Origin of the sequence: Catenulispora sp. MAP12-49 (assembly GCF_041262705.1) — a bacterium.
Taxonomy (GTDB): domain Bacteria; phylum Actinomycetota; class Actinomycetes; order Streptomycetales; family Catenulisporaceae; genus Catenulispora.
In genome coordinates, this window is record NZ_JBGCCP010000073.1 from 1 (window position 1) to 18969 (window position 18969).

At 66.8% G+C, this 18969-nt stretch carries 18 protein-coding genes and 1 pseudogene; 13 read left to right on the plus strand and 6 right to left on the minus strand.

Features of this window, described 5'->3' with window-relative positions:
- The 8 genes from ABIA35_RS48825 to ABIA35_RS48860 form a co-directional block, all read left to right on the plus strand.
- On the plus strand, positions 1-375 hold a 375-nt coding region (locus tag ABIA35_RS48825), incomplete at its 5' end, for a hypothetical protein (protein ID WP_370362573.1).
- 98 nt (positions 376-473) lie between these two features.
- Positions 474-1172, plus strand: coding sequence for a phosphotransferase (locus ABIA35_RS48830; RefSeq protein WP_370347766.1), 699 nt, complete (start codon positions 474-476; stop codon positions 1170-1172).
- Positions 1173-1294: 122 nt separating this feature from the next.
- The gene (locus ABIA35_RS48835; protein WP_370347764.1) at positions 1295-1567 is read left to right on the plus strand and encodes a hypothetical protein; all 273 of its coding nucleotides are present in this window, start codon (positions 1295-1297) and stop codon (positions 1565-1567) included.
- An 85-nt stretch (positions 1568-1652) separates the two neighbouring features.
- Complete coding sequence (locus ABIA35_RS48840; protein ID WP_370347762.1) at positions 1653-2606, plus strand: hypothetical protein; 954 nt, start codon at positions 1653-1655, stop codon at positions 2604-2606.
- A gap of 263 nt (positions 2607-2869) precedes the next feature.
- A complete protein-coding gene (locus ABIA35_RS48845) occupies positions 2870-3289 on the plus strand; it encodes a hypothetical protein (protein ID WP_370347760.1) in 420 nt (139 codons plus the stop codon).
- 146 nt (positions 3290-3435) lie between these two features.
- Positions 3436-3678: a hypothetical protein gene (locus tag ABIA35_RS48850; protein WP_370347758.1), complete on the plus strand. Its 243-nt coding sequence runs from the start codon at positions 3436-3438 to the stop codon at positions 3676-3678.
- A 304-nt stretch (positions 3679-3982) separates the two neighbouring features.
- Positions 3983-4171 carry a hypothetical protein gene (locus ABIA35_RS48855; protein WP_370347756.1) on the plus strand — a complete coding sequence of 63 codons (189 nt, stop codon included), beginning with the start codon at positions 3983-3985 and terminating at the stop codon, positions 4169-4171.
- A 3-nt stretch (positions 4172-4174) separates the two neighbouring features.
- Positions 4175-5059, plus strand: a complete 885-nt coding sequence (locus tag ABIA35_RS48860; protein ID WP_370347772.1) for an integrase core domain-containing protein — start codon at positions 4175-4177, stop codon at positions 5057-5059.
- Positions 5060-5160: 101 nt separating this feature from the next.
- Here ABIA35_RS48860 and ABIA35_RS48865 read toward each other — a convergent pair whose 3' ends face one another.
- On the minus strand, positions 5161-7191 hold the full coding sequence (locus ABIA35_RS48865) for a WD40 repeat domain-containing serine/threonine protein kinase (RefSeq protein ID WP_370362574.1): 2031 nt from the start codon (positions 7189-7191) through the stop codon (positions 5161-5163).
- 380 nt (positions 7192-7571) lie between these two features.
- Here ABIA35_RS48865 and ABIA35_RS48870 point away from each other — a divergent pair.
- Positions 7572-8341 (plus strand): annotated as a pseudogene (locus ABIA35_RS48870) (transposase).
- Between the two features lie 113 nt (positions 8342-8454).
- On the opposite strand, the gene ABIA35_RS48875 reads toward ABIA35_RS48870, so the two are convergent.
- Both ABIA35_RS48875 and ABIA35_RS48880 read right to left on the minus strand, forming a co-directional pair.
- Positions 8455-8709 carry a hypothetical protein gene (locus tag ABIA35_RS48875; RefSeq protein WP_370347751.1) on the minus strand — a complete coding sequence of 85 codons (255 nt, stop codon included), beginning with the start codon at positions 8707-8709 and terminating at the stop codon, positions 8455-8457.
- A 345-nt stretch (positions 8710-9054) separates the two neighbouring features.
- Positions 9055-9813 (minus strand): PE-PPE domain-containing protein, encoded by a 759-nt coding sequence (locus ABIA35_RS48880; protein ID WP_370347748.1) that lies wholly within the window; start codon positions 9811-9813, stop codon positions 9055-9057.
- Positions 9814-10029: 216 nt separating this feature from the next.
- On the opposite strand from ABIA35_RS48880, the gene ABIA35_RS48885 reads away from it, so the two are divergent.
- Positions 10030-12432, plus strand: coding sequence for a helix-turn-helix domain-containing protein (locus tag ABIA35_RS48885; protein WP_370362575.1), 2403 nt, complete (start codon positions 10030-10032; stop codon positions 12430-12432).
- Positions 12433-12519: 87 nt separating this feature from the next.
- Here ABIA35_RS48885 and ABIA35_RS48890 read toward each other — a convergent pair whose 3' ends face one another.
- Positions 12520-12945, minus strand: coding sequence for an NUDIX domain-containing protein (locus ABIA35_RS48890; RefSeq protein ID WP_370347744.1), 426 nt, complete (start codon positions 12943-12945; stop codon positions 12520-12522).
- Between the two features lie 136 nt (positions 12946-13081).
- Here ABIA35_RS48890 and ABIA35_RS48895 point away from each other — a divergent pair, with 136 nt between their 5' ends.
- Positions 13082-14179 (plus strand): integrase core domain-containing protein, encoded by a 1098-nt coding sequence (locus ABIA35_RS48895; RefSeq protein WP_370347741.1) that lies wholly within the window; start codon positions 13082-13084, stop codon positions 14177-14179.
- A 181-nt stretch (positions 14180-14360) separates the two neighbouring features.
- Here ABIA35_RS48895 and ABIA35_RS48900 read toward each other — a convergent pair whose 3' ends face one another.
- The gene (locus ABIA35_RS48900; RefSeq protein ID WP_370362576.1) at positions 14361-15146 is read right to left on the minus strand and encodes a hypothetical protein; all 786 of its coding nucleotides are present in this window, start codon (positions 15144-15146) and stop codon (positions 14361-14363) included.
- A gap of 387 nt (positions 15147-15533) precedes the next feature.
- Here ABIA35_RS48900 and ABIA35_RS48905 point away from each other — a divergent pair, with 387 nt between their 5' ends.
- A complete protein-coding gene (locus ABIA35_RS48905; protein WP_370347737.1) occupies positions 15534-16136 on the plus strand; it encodes a TetR/AcrR family transcriptional regulator in 603 nt (200 codons plus the stop codon).
- Positions 16137-16170: 34 nt separating this feature from the next.
- Here the strand turns inward: ABIA35_RS48905 and ABIA35_RS48910 are convergent, their stop codons facing one another.
- Entirely contained in the window at positions 16171-17754 is a 1584-nt protein-coding gene (locus ABIA35_RS48910) for a tannase/feruloyl esterase family alpha/beta hydrolase (RefSeq protein ID WP_370362577.1), read from the minus strand.
- A 327-nt stretch (positions 17755-18081) separates the two neighbouring features.
- On the opposite strand from ABIA35_RS48910, the gene ABIA35_RS48915 reads away from it, so the two are divergent.
- A partial coding sequence (locus tag ABIA35_RS48915; RefSeq protein WP_370362578.1) for an integrase occupies positions 18082-18969 on the plus strand: 888 nt, incomplete at its 3' end.

Genomic DNA, 18969 nt, shown 5'->3' on the forward strand with positions numbered 1-18969 from the left:
ACCGCAGCCTCTACCGCTCCCGACGACGGATCACACCCCACAGCCGGGACTATTTTCCCAGCTCAAAGGCTATGTTCGGTTAAGCAACAGACACTAAAGGCCTGCTTGAAGTCCAGCGCCGACGGCAGCCCCGTTGGGTTCAGCTGGAAAGATTGGTCCCTGCTGTTCGGCGATGACACCACGGCGGAACCGCTCAACGCCTGGTCTCCCAGAGATTTCTCTTCCGCGCTCTACCCCAACGACGACACCAAGGCTGTGCCAGTAGGCGAGTGCCGATCTGGACTGATCCCATTCGATGTTCCTGCAGCCCAGTCAGGCGACCCCGTGAAGGTGGTCTATTCCGTCAACGGGCAAACGTTGGAGTGGAACCGCTGACCGGGCGCCTGGCATCAAAGGCCTAGGCCAACGAGTGCGTTGTCCTCGCCGGGCTGCTCAAGGAGTTCATCCCAGCCGCCCTCGGCAACCACGCCGACGTGGCCGGGAAGATGCGCACCAGCCGGGGGCGGGCGTTCATCAAAGGCGCCCGCCTCATCCCGGACCAGCGCGGCGGAGGCGCCGAGGCCTGGTCGCTGCTGAACGAGGCCGAGGTCTTGTCCGCGGTACGGCCGCACGCGCCCGAACTGCTGTGGCCGTTCGACGCCGCCGGCTGGCGGATCGTCGGGTTCGAGTTCGTCAACGGCCGGCAAGCCGACTACGCGCCGGGGTCTCCGGATCTGGACCTGGAGGCTGCGGCGGTGGAAGACCTCGCCGCCCGGGAGTGCCCGCCGTCGGTGAAGCTGCGGGTTCAGGACCGGTACGCCGCTCTGGACGCGCGCGCCGAAGTGTTCGCCGGCGACGCCATGGTGCACTGCGACCTGAACCCTGAGAACGTGCTGATCACCCCGGACGGAGCGGTTCGGATCGTCGATTGGGCGTTCGTGTCGCAGGGCACGTCGTGGCTGGACTTCGGCTTCATGGTGCCGTGGCTGATCCGTTCCAGGCACGTCCCGGAGGCTGCCGAGGCGTGGCTGGCGGGGTTCCCGCTGTGGAAGGCCGCGGACCCAGAGCACGTCGACCTGTTCGCGTCGCTGCTGGACCAAACCTGGACGCGACGAAACGTCGAGGGCGCCCCCGGGTGGCTGGTGGAGTACGCCGGGCTGGTGCGGAGATGGCACCAAAGCCGGGAGCGGTAGGCAGTACCGATCGTTCGCGCACGGTTGCGATGCTGCCGGGCGTCGGCGTGTCCTCTGTCACTGCGGGTTCCGTTCACCGCCGCTTGCCGCGGCAGCGCGACCGTAGGTGCCAGGATGGACGCATGAGCATCGCCACCGAGGACGAGGTCCAGGACTTCTTCACCCGCTTCGACGAGGGCATACGGGCTGAGCTGCTGAAGCGGGCAACCCACGGAGTCCGATCCGGGTGGCAGATCCAGGCGCTGAATTGGAATCAGGTGCTCGACCTCAACGAGCCCGACGAGGCTCCGGAGTTCGAACAGGCCCGCCGGGTGGTGCTGTACTTCAGGATTCAGGCCTCATGGGGCGATCCGGTGCCGGCGGAGGTGCGCGGCTGGATGGATTCGGGATCGTAGGCGAAGTTCGCCCGTACCGGCGCGACGTCGGAGCTCCGGCAATAAGAGCTGGAATCCGGATGCCACCTGCGCCTACCGTCAGCTCATGGTGGCCTATCTGTCGGATGCGAGTGCGCGACCACCGCATCTGCTCAAGTTCGCGCGCATCGCTCTCACAAGGCCGTTGGAGCTGCTGGCCGAAGCCCCCGGACGCTTCTCGGGAAGCGCGCAGCCAGGCAGCCCCTACCGGCTGGACGAGCAGGCTCTCAAAGCTGCGCCTCACAACACACGGGCACACCGCCGCCAGCTGCTGACCCTCACGCTGAAGCACGCACGCCAGGTCACGCTGAACGTCCACGACCACGCCGGCACACTCCAGAAGTGTCTCGGCGGTGATTCGGTCCCGATCTACGCGCACGGAACGCTGTCCCGCGTCACCTGCGAATCGGCAGCCCTGGTCTCCTACCTGCTCGACCCGGCAATCGGCCTCGAGGAACGGATCACCCGCGGCGCGGCCCTCGTATGGGACAGCGTCGAAAACCTCGTCGAGCAGTACAACGCGAAGCCCGCCTACATGCAGCAGCGGATCGGGACCGGGCACACCGACGCGCAACGCGATCTGCGCAAGACCATCGACAAGGCCGGGATGACGCTCCTATCCGGAGCAATCCGCCTCGGCCAGCACAAGGAACCCTTTCGGCCGAAGCTGGGGAGTCTGGTGGCCGCCACCTTCCCTGACATGCCAGGCATGTACAGTCACCGATCCGGCGCTGTCCACAGCTCACCGTGGGTCCTCGCCAACCCCATATCAAGATCTGACGGCGAACTACTCGAAGGACAAGTGGACATCGGAGACCTTGCAAGCGCGACCCGGGCAGCGATCCGCGCTATCGACGTGGTGATCGCATCGTTCGCCGCGTACTTCGGGCATGACGGACGGGCAGAGGCGGCGGAGTTGGAACGGCGCGCGCAGAATCTGACCCAGCTGATGAGCGACTACTTCAATTCGATGGTAGCTGCAGGTCGTGGGAACGAATTGATGGGGCGGGTGCTGCCCTAGCCGCCGTGCCGTAAACTACTAGCTTTGCGCCGAGCCCGATAACGATCTGACTTGACCGAGCGGTAGCAGATGAGTGGCACCGTATTCTTGCAACGTTGCACGGGGGTCGGGCTATTCGAGGGGAACTCATAGTGCGTCGCGCTGCCATCTTGGCTGCTTCTACAGTGCTGCTTGCCGCCGGCTGCGGCAGGTCGTCGAAGACGTCGGCGCCGGCCAACACCACGACCGCGCCGTCTGCGGCAAGTGTCACCACCGCCACGGCGGTGCCTGCAGCACACACCACCGTGCCGCCCACAGCGGCTGACGCCGCCGCCGTCATCGCCCGCCTGAAGGCCGCCGGACTCCCCATCGGCACCGTCACCGTCTACACCGCCGCCAACGACCCGAACCATCTGCTTGGCAGACCTGGCGGGTACACGTCGAAGGCGTCGTTCGCCGACACCACCGTCAAGCCCGACCAGGCTCGGGACTCTTCCGCCGGATCCGTCGACCTCGGTGGATCCGTCGAGGTGTACGCCGACAACGCCAGCGCCACCGCGCGCGCCGACTACATCACCAAGTCGGAGAAGTCGATGCCCATGCTCGGGACCGAGTACGACTATGTATCCGGCGGGGTGCTGCTACGGCTGTCGCAGGTGCTGACGCCGGACCAGGCGGCGGCATACAAGAAGGTGCTCGGGTAGCTGGCGACACCCAGAGACGGACCGAAGGCCCAGACCTCCCGCGCGAGTGTCCGGGCCCTTCGCGTACTCCACCCGGGCTACCGGCAGATGACACGAACGGCCCTGCATCCCTGTCGCAGCTGGCCCCATCTTCTTAACGTCGGTCTATGAGCGAAGACACGCCAGACCTAGCCCATGGGGATTTTGAACGGCTCATCGGCGACCTGATGGCCAGCCCCAATGGACCGCTCCCGGCGTGCCCGACGTGCAGCAAGACGCCGGAAAACGTGCTTCTCACCCACGTAGAACAGAGCCAGTTCCCAGCACGTGCACCAGCAACAACCAAATGGACGACGGCAGTCTTCATGCCCTGCCAGCACGAAATAGTCAGCGGACGGGTCACCAGCTGACCGTGTGCCGAAACGACGTCCCCAGTGCTTACGGGGCAGAGACGACGAAGTCTGCCGCGACGCCCGTATCGGGCCCCGCAGCGGACATTCTGCTGTCTCACAAACCGATGCCCACCAAAGCGTTGTCCTGTTCGGACCAGCGGTCCACGCGTCGGATGTACTCGGCCAGCGACCGTGACCCCGGTGCGTGCCCCGTGGTGGCGCTGATCGCCTCGAGGGTCTTGCCCTTCTGCCGGGCCTGCCCTGGTCAGAAACTCGGCTAACCGGCCTGACCTCGGGTGATCCCGTGGCATGATCGAGGTCTGTGGCCATCGGTCTGCTCTACCGGATCCTCGTGAACTTCCTATCCTGGCTGGTGCTGCTGGCCCGATCGCAGGCATCGAAGAACGCCGAGATACTGGTGCTACGCCAAGAGGTGGCGGTGCTGCGCCGGACGAACCCGAAGCCGAGGCTCGCCTGGACCGACCGAGCCGTGCTCGCGGCGCTGTCCTAGCTACTGCCCAAGACGCTTCGCGGCCACCGGATCGTCACCCCGGGCACGCTGCTGCGCTGGCATCGGCGGTTGGTAGCGAACAAGTGGCGCCAACCGAAGGCGCCGGGCCGGCCACCGATCAACGACGCACTCGTCCAGCTGATCCTCACCCTGGCTCGGGAGAACCGCAGCTGGGGCGTGGTACGTATTCAAGGCGAGTTGCGCCGACTCGGACACCGCGTGGCCGCGGCCACGATCCGCAAGATCCTGCGCGCCCACCGGATCCCGCCACCAAAACACCGCGACGACTCCTGGCACACGTTCCTGCGCGCTCAGGCCGACACCCTCCTGGCCACAGACTTGTTCCACGTCGACTGCGCGCTCACCCTCACCAGGCTCTACGTCGCGTTCGTCATCGAGCACTCCACGCGCCGGATCCACCTGCTCGGCATCACCCGGTACCCAACCGCCGCCTGGGCCACCCAGCTGGCCCGGGACTTCACCGCCGATCTCGAAGCCGCCGGACACCGATTCACCCATCTCATCCGAGATCGCGACGCGAAGTTCAGCGACGCCTTCGACGCGGTGTTTAGCGCCATCGGAATCACCGCGATCATGACCGCGCCGCAAGCGCCGAAGATGAACGCCATCGCCGAACGGTTCGTCGGCACCGTTCGCCGTGAGTGCACCGACCGCATCCTCATCGCCAACGAACGCCATCTGCGCGTCGTCTTGGACCAGTACGTCGCGCACTACAACGCCGGCCGCAGCCACCAAGGCCACGGAATGGGCCTGCGCGCCCCGGACGACGACCCGAACGTGATCCCGTTCCCCGCGCTGGCCGACCGGATCCGCCGCAAACGTGTCCTCGGCGGGCTTATCAACGAATACAGGAAAAAAGCCGCATAACATCCCAGGTCACATCAGATGGCCGGGTTTCTTACCACCACAGGCCCTGACCTGGCTGTCAAAGGCATGACCGTGGCGCCGACCCGGGGCGCTTCATCTGATCAGGCCGTCGACTTCCAAACGGCGATCGCGTTGGTGGTGCCGACCATGATGATATTGCCGTTCGGGCTGAAGGCGACGTAGCTGACGGTGTCATTGGTTCCGGTGGCGAGGACGCTGAGGCTCTTGCCTGATGCAGCGTCCCACAGGGTGACGGTGCCGTCGGCGATGCCGCCGGCCAGGACTCCGCGGGAGCTGTACGCGATCGATGTCACGCCGGAGCCCGACCCCGCAAGCGTCGACGTCGGCGTCCGTGATGCGACGTCCCAGAGCGTGACTTTGCCGTCGCTGCGCAGGTTCGCCAGTGTCTTGCCGTCTGGGCTGAAGGCCAAAGGTTGTGGGCCGAGGGAGTTGGTGTCGGAAAGGGTGGCGATCAGGGTGTATGACGACGTGTCCCAGATTTGCAGCCGTCCGTCGGTGACGGTGTTGCCCGGGTTGCCGTTACCGCTGGCGGTGGCCAAGATTCCGCCGGTGGGGCTGAACGCCATCTGGCCGATCCAGCTGGTGTCACCGGTGTTCAGGGTGGCAAGGCTGGTACGGGTCGTCAGGTTCCAAAGCCTGACGGCCGGTGCGTCGTAGGTGGTCGCGAGTATCCGGCCGTTGGGGGCGAAGGCCACCCAGCTGTTTGAGTAGTTCCATTCGACAGGGTCGACGTATGGCAGGACGGTCTCGGCTCCGTTCGCGATGTTCCACAGGCTCGTCGTCCCGTCGCCGTTGCCTACCGCGACAACGGAGCCGTCCGGGCTGAACGCCGGGCACAGCGCCGCGCCGAAGGCGGAGTCGAACTTCACAACCAGGTCCAGGGTCAAATTCGAGAACGGATCGACGGCATGGTGGACGAAGCTCTTGGTCGTCGACCAAGTCGTTGTGTCCCAGAGCCAGACCGTGCCGTCGCTGTCGGCACCGGCCGCCAGAGTACCGGAGGGGCTGAAGGCTACAGCTTTGGGCGTTCCGCTGCCTCGGTCGGACATAGTCACGGGCCCCTGCCAGTTCACGAGAGGCTGGGGCCTGGTCGGCGCCGCGGTTGGATGTCCGCCTCCGGCATTCGAGGTGGCCTTCCCGGACGGCCACAACGCAACGGCCGCAGGTACCGCCGCGACTGCGGCGACCGCGACCCCGGCCGCGATGACTCCGCGCCGACCGACGCGCCGCGGATCGTGAGGCCACTGCTCGGCAGTTGGCAAGGTATCCGAACCGGGCGAGGCCGGCACCGGAATCGTCGCCTGGACCGTCGAGCCTGGACTCTGGCCTGGTACTAAGGCCTGTGCCGCCGTCGCGCTCGGCCGCTTCGCAGGGTCCTTCTCAAGCAGCGCGAGGATCAGCGGTGCCACCGGACCGGCGTGGCTGGGCGGGGCGGGCTGCTCCGTCGCCACGGCCGACATGATCGCCGTGGGCGTCGCCCGGGCGAAGGGCGAAGTGCCCTCGGTCATCTCGTAGATCGTCGCGCCCAGGGCGAACAGGTCTCCGGCCGGGAGGTCCTTGCCGTTCAGGCGCTCGGGAGACATGTACGGCAGCGTGCCCATCAAGACCGCCTGCGTGGTGTTCGTGTGCTGCTTAGCGATGCCGAAGTCGGTCAGCAGCACGGTACCGTCACCAGCGAGCATGATGTTCGCAGGCTTGACGTCGCGGTGCACGATCCCGGCCCCGTGCGCCGCGCTCAAGGCCGCGAGCACGCCTGCGGCGACCTTCCCGGCTTCGCGCGGGTCCAGCCGGCCTTGGGCGATCACCTGCACCAGCGTCTTGCCCCTAACCAGCCGCATCACCAGCCACGGCGAACCGGCCTCGGTCATGACGTCGTAGACCGTCACTATGTTGGGATGCTCGCGCAGCCTCGCGGCGCTACGCGCCTCGTTCTCTGCCTGCGTCACCGCCGCGGCGCGCTCAGTGCTGGAAGCCGCCGAGTCGATCCGGACTTGTTTGATGGCCACCTCGACGCACAGTTTCTCGTCGAAGGCGCTCCAGACGCGGCCGAACGCGCCCGAGCCGAGCTCGGCCGTCAGCCGGAACCGACCCCCGATCACCCGCTGCGACATCAGTCTCCCACCCCTGTTCGACCTCACGGACGATTGCAGTCAGGGTACTGATTAGTCGCCTTCGGTGACCAGAGGGTAGCTGGCTGCCCCCGCCCGGTCACGAACTCGTCGTCGAATGCCAGGTTCACGCCGAACCGGGTCGCCCCGACACCACCGCCCCCTAGGCAGCAGGCCATGGGCGTCCAGCGGGACCAGCCTCAATGAAGGGCTCTGTCGGGAATCTTGATGATTGCCGACGGTCGATCATGGGGGGGTGCGTCAGCCTCGTGGTGAGCGATTCGTTCGTGCAATCTCGAGGAGTGTGGCTGTGTCGGTTCGCCTTCGTGCTGGCGCCTAAAGGCTGTTGCGTAACTGTGGGTGACGGCGGGCATCGTTCTGGTATGGGCGGGTTTCTGCGTGCTGAGCCGGTGTGGGTCGAGCTGTTCACAGGGCTGCGGATGCGGCAGTACCGGGGTCTGGTCAAGGTCGTGCGAGAGCGCGGTGGCGATCATCCGGTGCTGGTCGACCCTGGGCGCTGACCCTGGACGAGCGGGTGCTGCTGGTGGCCGTGTACTACCGGACGAACCTGACGATGCGGCAACTCGGAGCCCTGATGGGCGTCTCGGCCGGGACCGTGTGCCGCACGGTCAAGCAGGTCGGTCCGCATCTGGCGCTGGCGCCGGCGCGGCGCCGGCCGGACGCGGCCGAGCGGCTGTGGATTGTGGATGGCACGATGATCCCGGTGCGGGATCGGGACATGGCCGCCTCCAGCCGCAACTACCGATTCTCGGCGAACGTGCAGGTCGTCGTCGACGCAGACGCCCGCCTGGTGATCGCCACCGGTCGGCCCCTGCCGGGCAACGTCAACGACGCTCCAGCGTTTCGCCGCTCCGGGATCGCCGAGATCTGCGACGGGCAGGTGGTGCTGGCCGACGGCGCGTACTGGGGCACTGGCTGCATCGTGCCGCACCGCAAACGCACCGGCCGTCCGCTGCTGGCCATCCAGGAGGCGGACAACACCGAACACCGACGAGTCCGGGCCCGCGTCGAGCACGTGTTCACCTGGATGAAGAACTACAAGATCCTGCGAGACTGCCGAGTCCGCGGCGACGGACTTCACACCGCCGTCCAGGCCGTCGCCACCATGCATAACCTCGCCCTCGCGGCATAACCAGCCACGGTCGCGACGACGCTCCAGCCCGCCGTCACCCACAGTTACGCAACAGCCTTTAGGCGCCGGACCCCGACGGCGAGTCCTACGTCCAGGTGCCGTATCGGATGCTGTCAAACCTCGTGCTCCAATCTCACCTCTTGGCTTGATGTCTGATCGTTGGCCAGCTCGACGGGGACTGTTTTGGACGGCAGGTCGCTGGCCTCCTGAGGCGGCAAGGCGTCAATGCGGGGCCGCTGCGCCATCGGGATGATCAGGTACATCGTGACGATCGCCCCGATCAGGTCTGCTGCGGTGTTCTGCGCCAGGTTGCGCCAGTAATCGGGAAGACCGGCGGCGGCGGCGCCCAACAGCGCGATTGCCGCCATGCCCAGGGCCAGACCTGCGCCGCGGGGCATCGCCGCGCGAATCGCGCGGAGGTCTCGCCGCCACCGCGAGAGTCGGCCGCCGACTCGTGCCTGGTCGGGGTGGCGTGGAGTCGGAGTGGCGCCGGAAGAGGTGTCAGTAGTCTGCATAAAAGCTCGTCACCACCTTGAGAGCCAAATCGTGATCAAGACGATCCGGATGGTGCGTCGGAGTGGAGCCAGGAGCCGGTTCCCTTCTCGCCCCGGGGTGCTGTGGGCCCCGTACCGTCATGGTCCGGATCGATCGATGACACTGGTTGTTGCGGCAGCCCGGGGTGAGAAGAGGGTGTATGGCCGGTACCCCGGCGGTCAGGTGGCGGGGTACCAGGTGATCCCGTCGCCACCGTCATGGCTGAGGGTCTGGGTCATGATGTTGCCGTCCTGCCAGTAGTGCGGGTGCTGGGCGAAGACGCCGGGTACAGAGTCCAGGGATGTGGCGTCGCAGACGCCGTCGGTGTGGATGCAGAACCGCATGACCGGCACGCCGGAGAACTCGTCCGGCCCGGTACCCGGGGAGATTGCGATCAGCGGCAGCGGGATGCCGGCCGGGACCAGGTGCCAAAGGCCGGTGACCGGCTGCATGGGGTCGGCGTAGAGCATGCCGTCGACCTGAGAGGCGGGGATGTCGGTGCCGCCGTCGGCGATGGTCTGCAGCAGCAGGTCCCCGACCCAGGCGCCCTGGGAGTAGCCGGTGACGGTGAACTTGGCGGTCGGGTCGGCGTGGTAGACGTCCTCGATCGCGGCCAGGGCGTTCTGGTAGCCCTGGCTCACGCTGTCGCCGAAGCTGGGGGCGAACAGGTCGGGCACCTCGTTGTGGCTGCCGACGAACGGGCCGCCGCTGGCCGGGTAGCACACCGGGACCGGGATGCCGCCGCCCAGGTGCTGGTTGGCGTAGGTGTAGCTGTAGGTGCAGGCCGGCGCGTCCGCCTGGGCGCCGGTGCCGCCGATCTCGATGTAGTAGTGATGTGCGCTCGCAGCATGCGCGGCGCCGGGCGCGGCGGCCAGGCCGGAGATTGCGAGCACCGCCGCGGCGGCGGTGCGCTGGATGCGCTTGCCAGGGTTCGACATGTCTTTGGAGTCCTTCCCGTCAGGGGTGTGGTCTCGGCCCCGTCTTACGTCCGCAACAGGCAGCCCGAGTGCCGGGCCGGCGTATGACCGGCGATGCCCAGCTTGGTATCGGCGCTGGTGACAGCGCCATGACTGGAACTAGCCATATGTGTCCAGTCACGTCGATACAGTGTCCTGACTCACCTTCGCAGGGCCCCAACAACGAAAGAGCTTTACGTGTCCTCCAGCTCGTTTGGCGATCGACTAAGACATCTGCGAGAGACCGCCGGGATGACGCAGGAAGAGTTAGCGGAGGCAGCCAAACAATCGGTACGGAACATCAGCGGGCTGGAAGTTGGGGAGAGAGCCAACCCCCGGATGAAGACGGTGCAGCAGTTGGCCAATGTCTTGGCAAAGGCCAGCAACCGCGAGCCCGACCAGGTCCGTCGGCAGCTGCTGGGCACGACCGAGGAGATAGCCCCCGCCGAAGACGCCCGCGGCGAGGGCATGGACCAGGATCCACCGCGGCTGCCGGGCGTCTTGGCTGACGCTGCGGATACGCTCGCACATTATGTCGCCCGCAGTTGGAGGCGGGAGGAGGAGAAGCGCCGCGTCCAGTTCCCGTATGTTCTACCGGTACGTTGGCAGCAGGCCTCGAAGGGATTCGATCACGAAGACAACCTTCAGGCAGCGCGCCCGGGGATGGCGGCCGAGCCCCTGGAACTGTCCGGCGCTGTAGCCGGCATCGTGGAGGTGTATTCGCGCATCCCGTCTCGACGGCTGGTACTGCTTGGGCGCGCCGGATCGGGAAAGACCGTCCTGGCATCACGGTTCGTCCTGGACTTCCTGGACAAGCGTGCTGCGGGGCGTCCTGTGCCGGTCGTGTTCAACATGGGGTCCTGGGATCCTACGGCCACGGCACTGCGCGACTGGATGGTCGGCCAACTGCTGCGCGACCATCCCAGCCTGGCCGCACCGGCACCCGGAGGCCTGACGCTCGCCGCAGCGCTAGTAGCCGACGGCGGGATCCTCCCGGTGCTTGACGGGTTCGATGAGATCGCCCCGAGGCTGCACGTCCCTGCGCTGGAGGAGCTCAACAACGCGGCCCGCCTGCCGTTCGTGCTGACCAGCCGCACGACCGCCTTCATCGACGCAGTCGGCCCCCGCGTGCTCGTCGGCGCCGCGGGAGTCGAGCTGGTCGACCTGACCTTCGACGATGTCGCCGACTACCTGCACCGCACCGCACCTCCGACGACGGCACCGGCACAAGGCGGCCGTGCCGCAACCGTGTGGGACCCGGTCTTCGACCAGCTGCGCCGACAGCCGGGCCATCCAGCCTGTGCCCTTCTGATCAAAGTGTTGACGACTCCGTTGATGGTCATGCTTGCCCGAACCATGTACAGCGACACCGCCGACCCGAAGCTGACGCCGAAGGAACTACTCGAGGACACCACCCGCTTCCCCACCGAGGACGCCATCGAAAGCCACTTGCTGGCCCGCTTCGTCCCCGTCGTCTACCGGCGCGACCCTCAGCCCGAGACCGCCCCTGGCCCCGCGCCCCGGCGCCGGAGCTGGGACGACAAACTCGCCGAGGATTACCTGGGCTACCTCGCCAGGCACCTCAGCCGGCCCGGCCAGAAAGACCGGCAGAACCTGGCATGGTGGCAGCTGGCCGACTCGCTGCCCCCGCGCTCACGCATCCTCGCCGTTGCGCTAGCCAGTGCGGTGATCGTCGTCTTGGCGGACTGGCTCGCCGCGGTGCCCTTCGACATCTCCAGCCCCAACGGTACGTCGGTGATTCTTCTGGGGAACCTGCTCGATGCGCTGGTCACCGGTCCTCCGGTCGGCCTGGCGGTCGGTGTGGCCTACACGCTATTCATCGTCTCCGGACGACTAGGGCTTGAACCTTCACGCATGCAACTTCGGCTGTCGGGCCGGCGCCAAACGCCCGAGCGCCCGGGATTCCGCAGAATCGCGGGCGGAGTGTCGTCCGGAGTGCTGGGCGGCGCCGTTTTCGGGCTCATGTTCGGGGCCACTGACACCATCGCGCTCGCACTGCAGAACGGGTACCCACTGAGCGGTGGGCTGGAGCTGACACCCTTCAACATGATCTTTTATGGGCTCGTCTTCGGTCTCACCGCTGGACTGGCCTTCGGGCTCATAGCGTGGCTGGAAATACCCCTGGACACCGACTTCGCCGCCACCCCCGCACGCCTGCTGGCCGCCAACCGCGCCATCGTGCTCCGTCAGGTCCTGCTGCTCATACCGGCCCTCGTTCTCGCCATCTTCCTCGCCGGCGGCTTCATCACCTATCTCTTACAAGAGCCTTTGAATCATTTCGATACACGCCTCCATGTCGGCTGGCCTGCGATTTTCGGACTGTTCGAGGGCATCGTCGGCGGACTCACCATCACACTGGTCTACGCCTTGGCAGCCACCGCCTGGGGACAGTGGATCCTTCTAGTCCGAATCTGGCTGCCGCTCACCGGACACTTGCCCTGGGCAACGCTCACCTTCCTCGAGGACGCCTACGACCGCGGAGTCCTACTCCACGCGGGCACGGTCTACCAATTCCGCCACGCCCGCCTGCAAGAACACCTCAGCGCCCGACACCTAAGCAGTCAGAGCGGTAGCCGTTGATGAGCTGCGGCTATGGGCGATCGGTGGCATCCAGACCTGGCCCTCCAGGCGGTAGGTTCCGCGACGGTCTCTAGCTATGCGAGCGGTTCAAGTTGACGTGATGTACGGTCGGGCCAGCATCAGTGCGCCGACGGTCTCCATGCCGTCGATGTCGCGGCCGAGGCGGTCGAAGGCTTCGGTGACCGGGATCTCCACGACGCTCATGTCGAAGTACTGCTCGATCAGGTTGTCGGGGACCGGTTCAGCGATCTTGACCACCGGCGCCGCGAGGTACACGTGAGTGATCTTGTTGGTCTCGGACGGCAGGGAGTAGAAGCTGCCGAGGTGCTGAAGCTGTGCGCCTTCGGCCGGCGCGTAGCCAGTCTCCTCCTCGAGCTCGCGCAGAGCGGCGGCTTCGGGATGCTCACCGTCTGATACTCCACCGGCGGCCAGCTCGATGGTATGGCGCTTCAGGTTGTGCCTGTACTGCCGCACCATCACCAGCACACCGTCCTCGGTGGCGGCAACGACCATCATCGAGGCTGGCGTTGTCGGTGCCGAGAATGTCGTCCATGCTGGTCGAGATGGGTTTGACCCGTCTCTTCGAGTCGGCGAGTGATCAGACGGTTTTCGGTGCGGTTCCTGCCCGGGCTGGCGATGATGGTTGGTCGTGCTGGTCCGGTTCGCGTATCTGGCAGTGGCGAACACGTTCGCTGCGTTGCGGCTACTCCAGATGAGCGATCGGGAGAAGGACGCCGAGATCTTGGCCCTGCGCCATCAGATCAGGATCTTGCAGCGGCAGTTGGGCGGTCAACGAGTCCGGTTCGAACCTGCGGATCGGGCGTTGCTGGCGGCGTTCCTTGGTGCGCTGCCGCGCAGGACGCTGCGTCGGCTGCAGTTGGTCATGAGTCCGGACACTGTCCTGCGCTGGCACCGCGATCTGCTCAACCGGCGCCATGCCGCTCGCAGCAGGCCCAAGCGTCCTGGGCGTCCACGGACCGTGGCCTCGATACGACGGCTGGTGCTGCGCCTGGCGCGCGAGAACAGCAATTGGGGCTACCGGCGTATCCACGGCGAGATGGCGTTGCTGGGCGTCACGGTCGCCGCGTCCACCGTGTGGGAGATCCTCAAGGACGCCGGCGTCGATCCATCGCCGGATCGGGCCGCGACCAGTTGGTCGGCGTTCCTGCACGGCCAAGCCGAGGCGATCCTGGCCTGCGACTTCATCGAGACGGTGACACTGACCGGGCAGCGGCAGTACATCCTGGCCGTCATCGAACACGCCACCCGCAGAATCCGCATCCTGGGCACCACGGCACACCCCACCGCTTCCTGGGTCGCCCAAGCCGCCCGCAACCTGGTCATGGACCTGCAGGACGCCAGATGTTCGATCAGGTTCCTGATCCGTGACCGTGACGGGAAGTTCTGTGCCTTATTCGACGAGGTGCTGGCCGATGCCGGCGTTCAGGTCGTGCTCACCGGGGTTCGGATGTCGAGGATGAACGCTGTGATGGAGCGTTGGGTCGGCACCTGCCGGCGTGAGCTGCTGGACCGGATGCTGATCTGGAACCAAGCCTACCTGCTGCACGCGCTACGCGAATTCGAGACCCACTACAACCTGCACCGTCCACACCGGTCGCTGGAACAGGGCGCCCCGTTGCAACCTGTGCCCGAACCGATCACTGGCAGCGCCGACATCGTCGACCTGAACGTGCGAAGACGCGACCGACTCGGCGGCATCCTGCACGAGTACGAGCACGCGGCCTGACCTGCATGGATGAAATATTCGGCACCCACAGGATCAGCACGCGGCCTTGGCGAAGCCCATCGGCGCGGTCCCGCTGCGCAAGCCAGCTCATCCCACAACCTGCGCGGACAAGGTATCGGCAGGAGCAGTGTTTGACTATCGACGAACCCTCGAACTACCGGCCTTGGGGCGAGCCCCGAGGTCATTCCCCGCCATCTGCATTCGAGTTCGGCTGCCCTTCAGCGGTTCCCAGAGCGTACTTCTTGGCCCGCACTGTCTTTGTCGGTCCGAGCTCGCATCCCCAATCGCCGACGGCGTCAACAACTATCGCCAACGCGCGCACCTCGCCGGTATCCGTGTCCGCCCTGGTGACCCGGCGCAGCTGCGCCAAGGTTTCCTCCTGCCCGGATTCCGCGGCCAGGGCTGTCGCGCGTCTCAACAAGGCTGAGGCGGCGTCCAGGTCGCCGGATGCCCGGGCATCCATGCCCTCCTTGATCGCTGCGGCCAGCGCGGCGCGGCCGGTGTGGTGCGCCACGAGCGGATCGATTCGGGTGGACCGGTCTTCCTCATCCGTCCAGATGGCCCGGATCCTGCCGGTGCCCAGCAATGTCTCACCGCCGCCGTGCTTGGTCATCAGCTGCACCCGGCCGGCCAGCATCTCCTGGCCGACGCCCCGTGGCGTGACTTCGACGCAGATGTGGTATTCGCGCCTCTCATGGCCCCAAGTACCGGTCGGGTAGTCGCCGACGAGCATGTTGTCGGTCGCCGTCCGGTGCTCGGTCAGGTCTCGGAGCATCGGGCTGACCTGCTTGACATGACGCACGACCGTGCCTGTCGGGGTCCACAACCGCAGCGTCACGTCTGCGTTACCGCGGCAGTCCGAGCAGTCGATGATGAAGACCTCGACGGCATCCACCGGCGTGCGTGCCGCGAGGTCTGCGTCGCCGCCGGCCGGGGCCGAGGAGGTGACGGCCACGATCGCCTGCACCTCGCTTCTCCCAGCGGAAAGGTACGTGTTCTGATGTACCTCGACCAGGAATTCAGGGTTCTGCTGCATGTCGTTCTACATACCCGCTTGCGCTTTGGTATCCCTGTGTTCGCTGATGCCGTCGGTATGGGTCCGGACGATCGGTTACTGCTCGTCGACGCCCGCGACCGGCACAGCATCACGATCGATCCGACTTCCAGCTCAACCACCCGAGGCGTGAAGGCGTCCTGTTCGCGACCCATCACGAGAGCGTCCCGCCCGCGCCTGAGCACGGCGTCCCGCGTTGCGGCTCGTGGTCCCCCACCTGTACGTACGCGTGGAAGTGACCGAGCCGGCGACGGCCCGCCGCCACAGGTCCGGCCGACGCGGCTGCCCTATGCTGGCGGGATGCCACGAGGTTCGGCTTCCGACGCCGCGAGCCGCGAAGAACAGCGGGAGCGGCTGATCGTCGCCGCCCTGGGCGTCGCGGCTGAGCACGGTCTCGCCGAGCTGACGGTCCGCCGCATCGCGGAAGCCGCCGGAACCTCGACGATGAGCGTCTACAGCGGGTTCGGCGGGCGGGCCGGGGTGCTGGAGGCGCTGTACCGGCGGGCCTTCGACATGCTCGGCGAGGCCTTCGGGGCCGTGGTGCCGGATCAGGACGTGAGTGTGCACCTGATGGGGCTGGCGACGGCTTATCGGGACTTCGCCCTGGAGAGCCCCGCCCGATACTCCTTCATGTTCGACCGTCCGCTCCCCGACTTCACGCCGGGGCCGGAGTTGCGTGCCGCCGCCTTGGAGACGGCGTTCGGGCCGCTGATCGGAGTTCTGGGCGGCGACCTCCGCAAGGCGTATGCGTTGTGGGCTGTCATGCACGGCCTGATCGGCCTCGAGTTCGCCGACGTGCTGGCAGCGCCGCCACCCTCGTGGGGTACGGTCCCCGACGGGGGCGCGGCGCAGCGGATGTACATCGCTGGAGTGCAGGCTGTCCTTACCGGACTTGGCGTCTAGGGCGTCAGGCCATTAGGCCACGCCTTCCGATCGGTCAGTGGAACCGTCCGATCCAGTGGTAGTCGCTGTTGTAGCCGGTCCCGCTTCCGGCCTGGAACGGATCGAACGGCGACACCGTGATCGACGCAGGCTGGCCGACCGCCGGCTTGACGGTCTGGAACGTGACCGCCGACGGCGCCGCACCGCCCTGGACCCACGTCATCAGCGGGGTGAGCAGGTCGCCGGTTGCCTGAGGATCTCCGCCGCCGAGGCAGTGGTACTGAGCAGGGATCATGTAGAGCCTGGAGAAGCTCGCGTAGTTCTTCGTCGTATCGGCGACCGCCCGGTAGTACGCGGCGGTGCCGAACGGGGGAATCGCCTGGTCGGCCCAGCCGTGGTAGAGGATGATCTTTCCGCCGTGCCGCTGGAACGCGGCGAGGTCGGGGTCGGTGGCGTTGTTCACGCGGGCGTCCCGCTGGAGCTTCGCGTACTCGGCGTCGGTGAACGGGAAGTCGCTCAGGTTGACCGGAGCCGCGGTCGAGCCGTCGTTGCCCGTCAGATAGCTGAGGTAGTTGACGGCGAACTGCGCCGCGTTGGTCGCCAGGGCGTTCCCGGTCGGCGAGATGTCCCATCCGGCCCACCCAAGCTCGGACCCGTACGGCAGCCCGCCGGGATAGAGGTTGCGGCCGGCCTGGTCCTGCGGACCGGTGTAGAACTTCCGGACGACGGTGACCTCGGAGGGCGTCAGGCACGACGCGGCGTCGGTCCCGGCGGGGCACTGGACGCTCGCGGGCTCGAAGGAGCAGGTCCGCGGGTCCGCGATGAGCCCGTCGGGACCGGCACACGCCTTCAGCACGGCCGCGTGCAGGGCCGGAAGTTTGTCGACGCCCAGGATCTGGTGCCCGGCGGCGTCGGTGTCGGACCGGTAGACCCAGGCCGAGAGCATCCCGGCGAAGTCCGTGGCGTCGAGCGCGGGCGCCCCGGCGAGGATGCCGTTGAAGTCTGCCGGATACCGCTGCGCCTCCATCAGGGCTTCCCGGCCGCCGTCCGAGCAGCCGTCGAAGTACGAATACGTCGGGGCCTGGCCGTAGTAGCCGTGGATGAGAGCCTTCGCGACGATCGCGAGGCTGTGCTCGGACGAGTACCCGAACACCGTGCGCAGTTCCGGGTCGTCCTTGCCCCAGAGCCCGTCGAGCCGGCTGGCTCCGACATGCCCCTCGTCGTCGGAGGCGAGGACGAGCGCACCGCTGGTCACCGGCTGGCAGCCCGTCGACAGCGCCGGCGCCGGGCTCGCCCCGGAGGTGGGGACGTCGCCGCAGAAGCCGCCGCAGCCGATCTGGACGTACTGTCCCTGCCAGGTCGCGGTCGGCAGCTTGACCTCGAACTGCGTCTGCGGCGCGGTGTAGCCCTTGACGTCGCAATACGTGGTTCCGTTCGCCGTGACCGCAGCGGCGGACAGGACACGGCTGGGCGCGTCCGGCAACCCGGTGAGATCAACCGCCGCGAGGGTGGCGCAGTCGCGGGTCGGCGCGATGGCGGCGGCTGACGCGGCGGCGGTGTTCGGCACCCAAGAACGAGACGCCGACCAGGCGGTCGGGATCGCGACCGGCGCCAGCGCGAGGGCGACTCCGGCGAGCAAGGGGACCTTACCGGCGCGCAGTCGCCTCCTTGGCGGCACGGAGGGTGCGGAGGGTGCGGAGGGTGGAGTGATGTCGTGGTCTGGCATGAGGAGGCCTCTCGTATAACGGTCGCTATAACATTCGTTATAGACGTGCCGCCGAGCGCCGCTCAAGGAGGTCCGCCTGTGCGTAAGGAGTCTGTAAGAGGGCGTTTGGTTGGCACCCTTTGCACTAGTAGGTACCTCGCCAGTAAGGCGTGGTTTCGCCTGTACCGCGCCAGAATAGACGCATGGCCGTTGACCTGCCCGTTTGTGTGATTGGTTGATCGGCCCGCAGGCTCGACGACTGTGGCCGTGAAACTGATCTACCAGCTCAGCGCCAAGGTCTTCGCCTGGCTGGCGCTGCTCGCCCGCGACGATGCCGCGAACCACGTCGAGATTCTGGCGCTGCGGCATGAGGTCGAGATTCTGCGTCGTCAGGTCGGGAAGCCGAAGCCGTCCTGGACCGATCGGGTTGTGCTGGCCGCTTTGGCCAGGCTTCTGCCGCGTAAGCTGCGCGCGCATCGGATCGTGACGCCGGCGACACTGCTGGCTTGGCACCGGCGCCTGGTGAAACGCAAATGGACCCAGCCCCGCTCACCCGGTCGGCCGCCGGTGTCCGAGGAGATCCGCAATCTGATCGTCACGTTGACTCGCGACAATCCCGGCTGGGGCCACCGAAGGATCCAAGGCGAACTTCGCCGCCTGGGCCACCGCGTCGGGGAAGGCACGATCCGCAGGGTCCTGAAGCAACGCAGGATCCCACCTGCGCCCAGGCGTATGGACACGGCGTGGCGGACGTTCCTCAAGGCACAAGCGCACGGGATCTTGGCCACCGATCTGTTCCACATCGACACGGTGACGCTCAAGCGGCTCTACGTCCTGTTCGTGATGGAGGTGAAGACCCGCCACGTGCACATCCTGGGCGTCACTGCGCATCCGACCGGCCAGTGGGTCACCCAGCAGGCCCGGCAACTCATGGCCACGCTGGAAGGCCGAACCAACGACTTCCGATTCCTGATCCGCGACCGCGGAGCCAACTTCATCGAACAGTTCGACGCGGTGTTCGCCTCGGAGAACATCGAGGTCGTGCGAACCCCGCCACGCCAGCCCAGGTCGAATTGCTGGGCCGAGCGGTGGATCCGCGGAGCACGGTACGACTGCACCGACAACGTCCTGCTGTTCAGCCAGGCCCAC

What these genes read in the sequence shown, in the direction of transcription:
- ABIA35_RS48875 (WP_370347751.1), bottom strand. Translation starts at nt 8,709, where the DNA reads ATGGCGGCAATCGCGCTGTTGGGCGCCGCCGCCGCCGGTCTTCCCGAT.
- ABIA35_RS48905 (WP_370347737.1), top strand. Translation starts at nt 15,534, where the DNA reads ATGCCACGAGGTTCGGCTTCCGACGCCGCGAGCCGCGAAGAACAGCGG.
- ABIA35_RS48890 (WP_370347744.1), bottom strand. Translation starts at nt 12,945, where the DNA reads ATGGTCGTTGCCGCCACCGAGGACGGTGTGCTGGTGATGGTGCGGCAG.
- ABIA35_RS48850 (WP_370347758.1), top strand. Translation starts at nt 3,436, where the DNA reads ATGAGCGAAGACACGCCAGACCTAGCCCATGGGGATTTTGAACGGCTC.
- ABIA35_RS48840 (WP_370347762.1), top strand. Translation starts at nt 1,653, where the DNA reads ATGGTGGCCTATCTGTCGGATGCGAGTGCGCGACCACCGCATCTGCTC.
- ABIA35_RS48880 (WP_370347748.1), bottom strand. Translation starts at nt 9,813, where the DNA reads ATGTCGAACCCTGGCAAGCGCATCCAGCGCACCGCCGCCGCGGCGGTG.
- ABIA35_RS48865 (WP_370362574.1), bottom strand. Translation starts at nt 7,191, where the DNA reads ATGTCGCAGCGGGTGATCGGGGGTCGGTTCCGGCTGACGGCCGAGCTC.
- ABIA35_RS48835 (WP_370347764.1), top strand. Translation starts at nt 1,295, where the DNA reads ATGAGCATCGCCACCGAGGACGAGGTCCAGGACTTCTTCACCCGCTTC.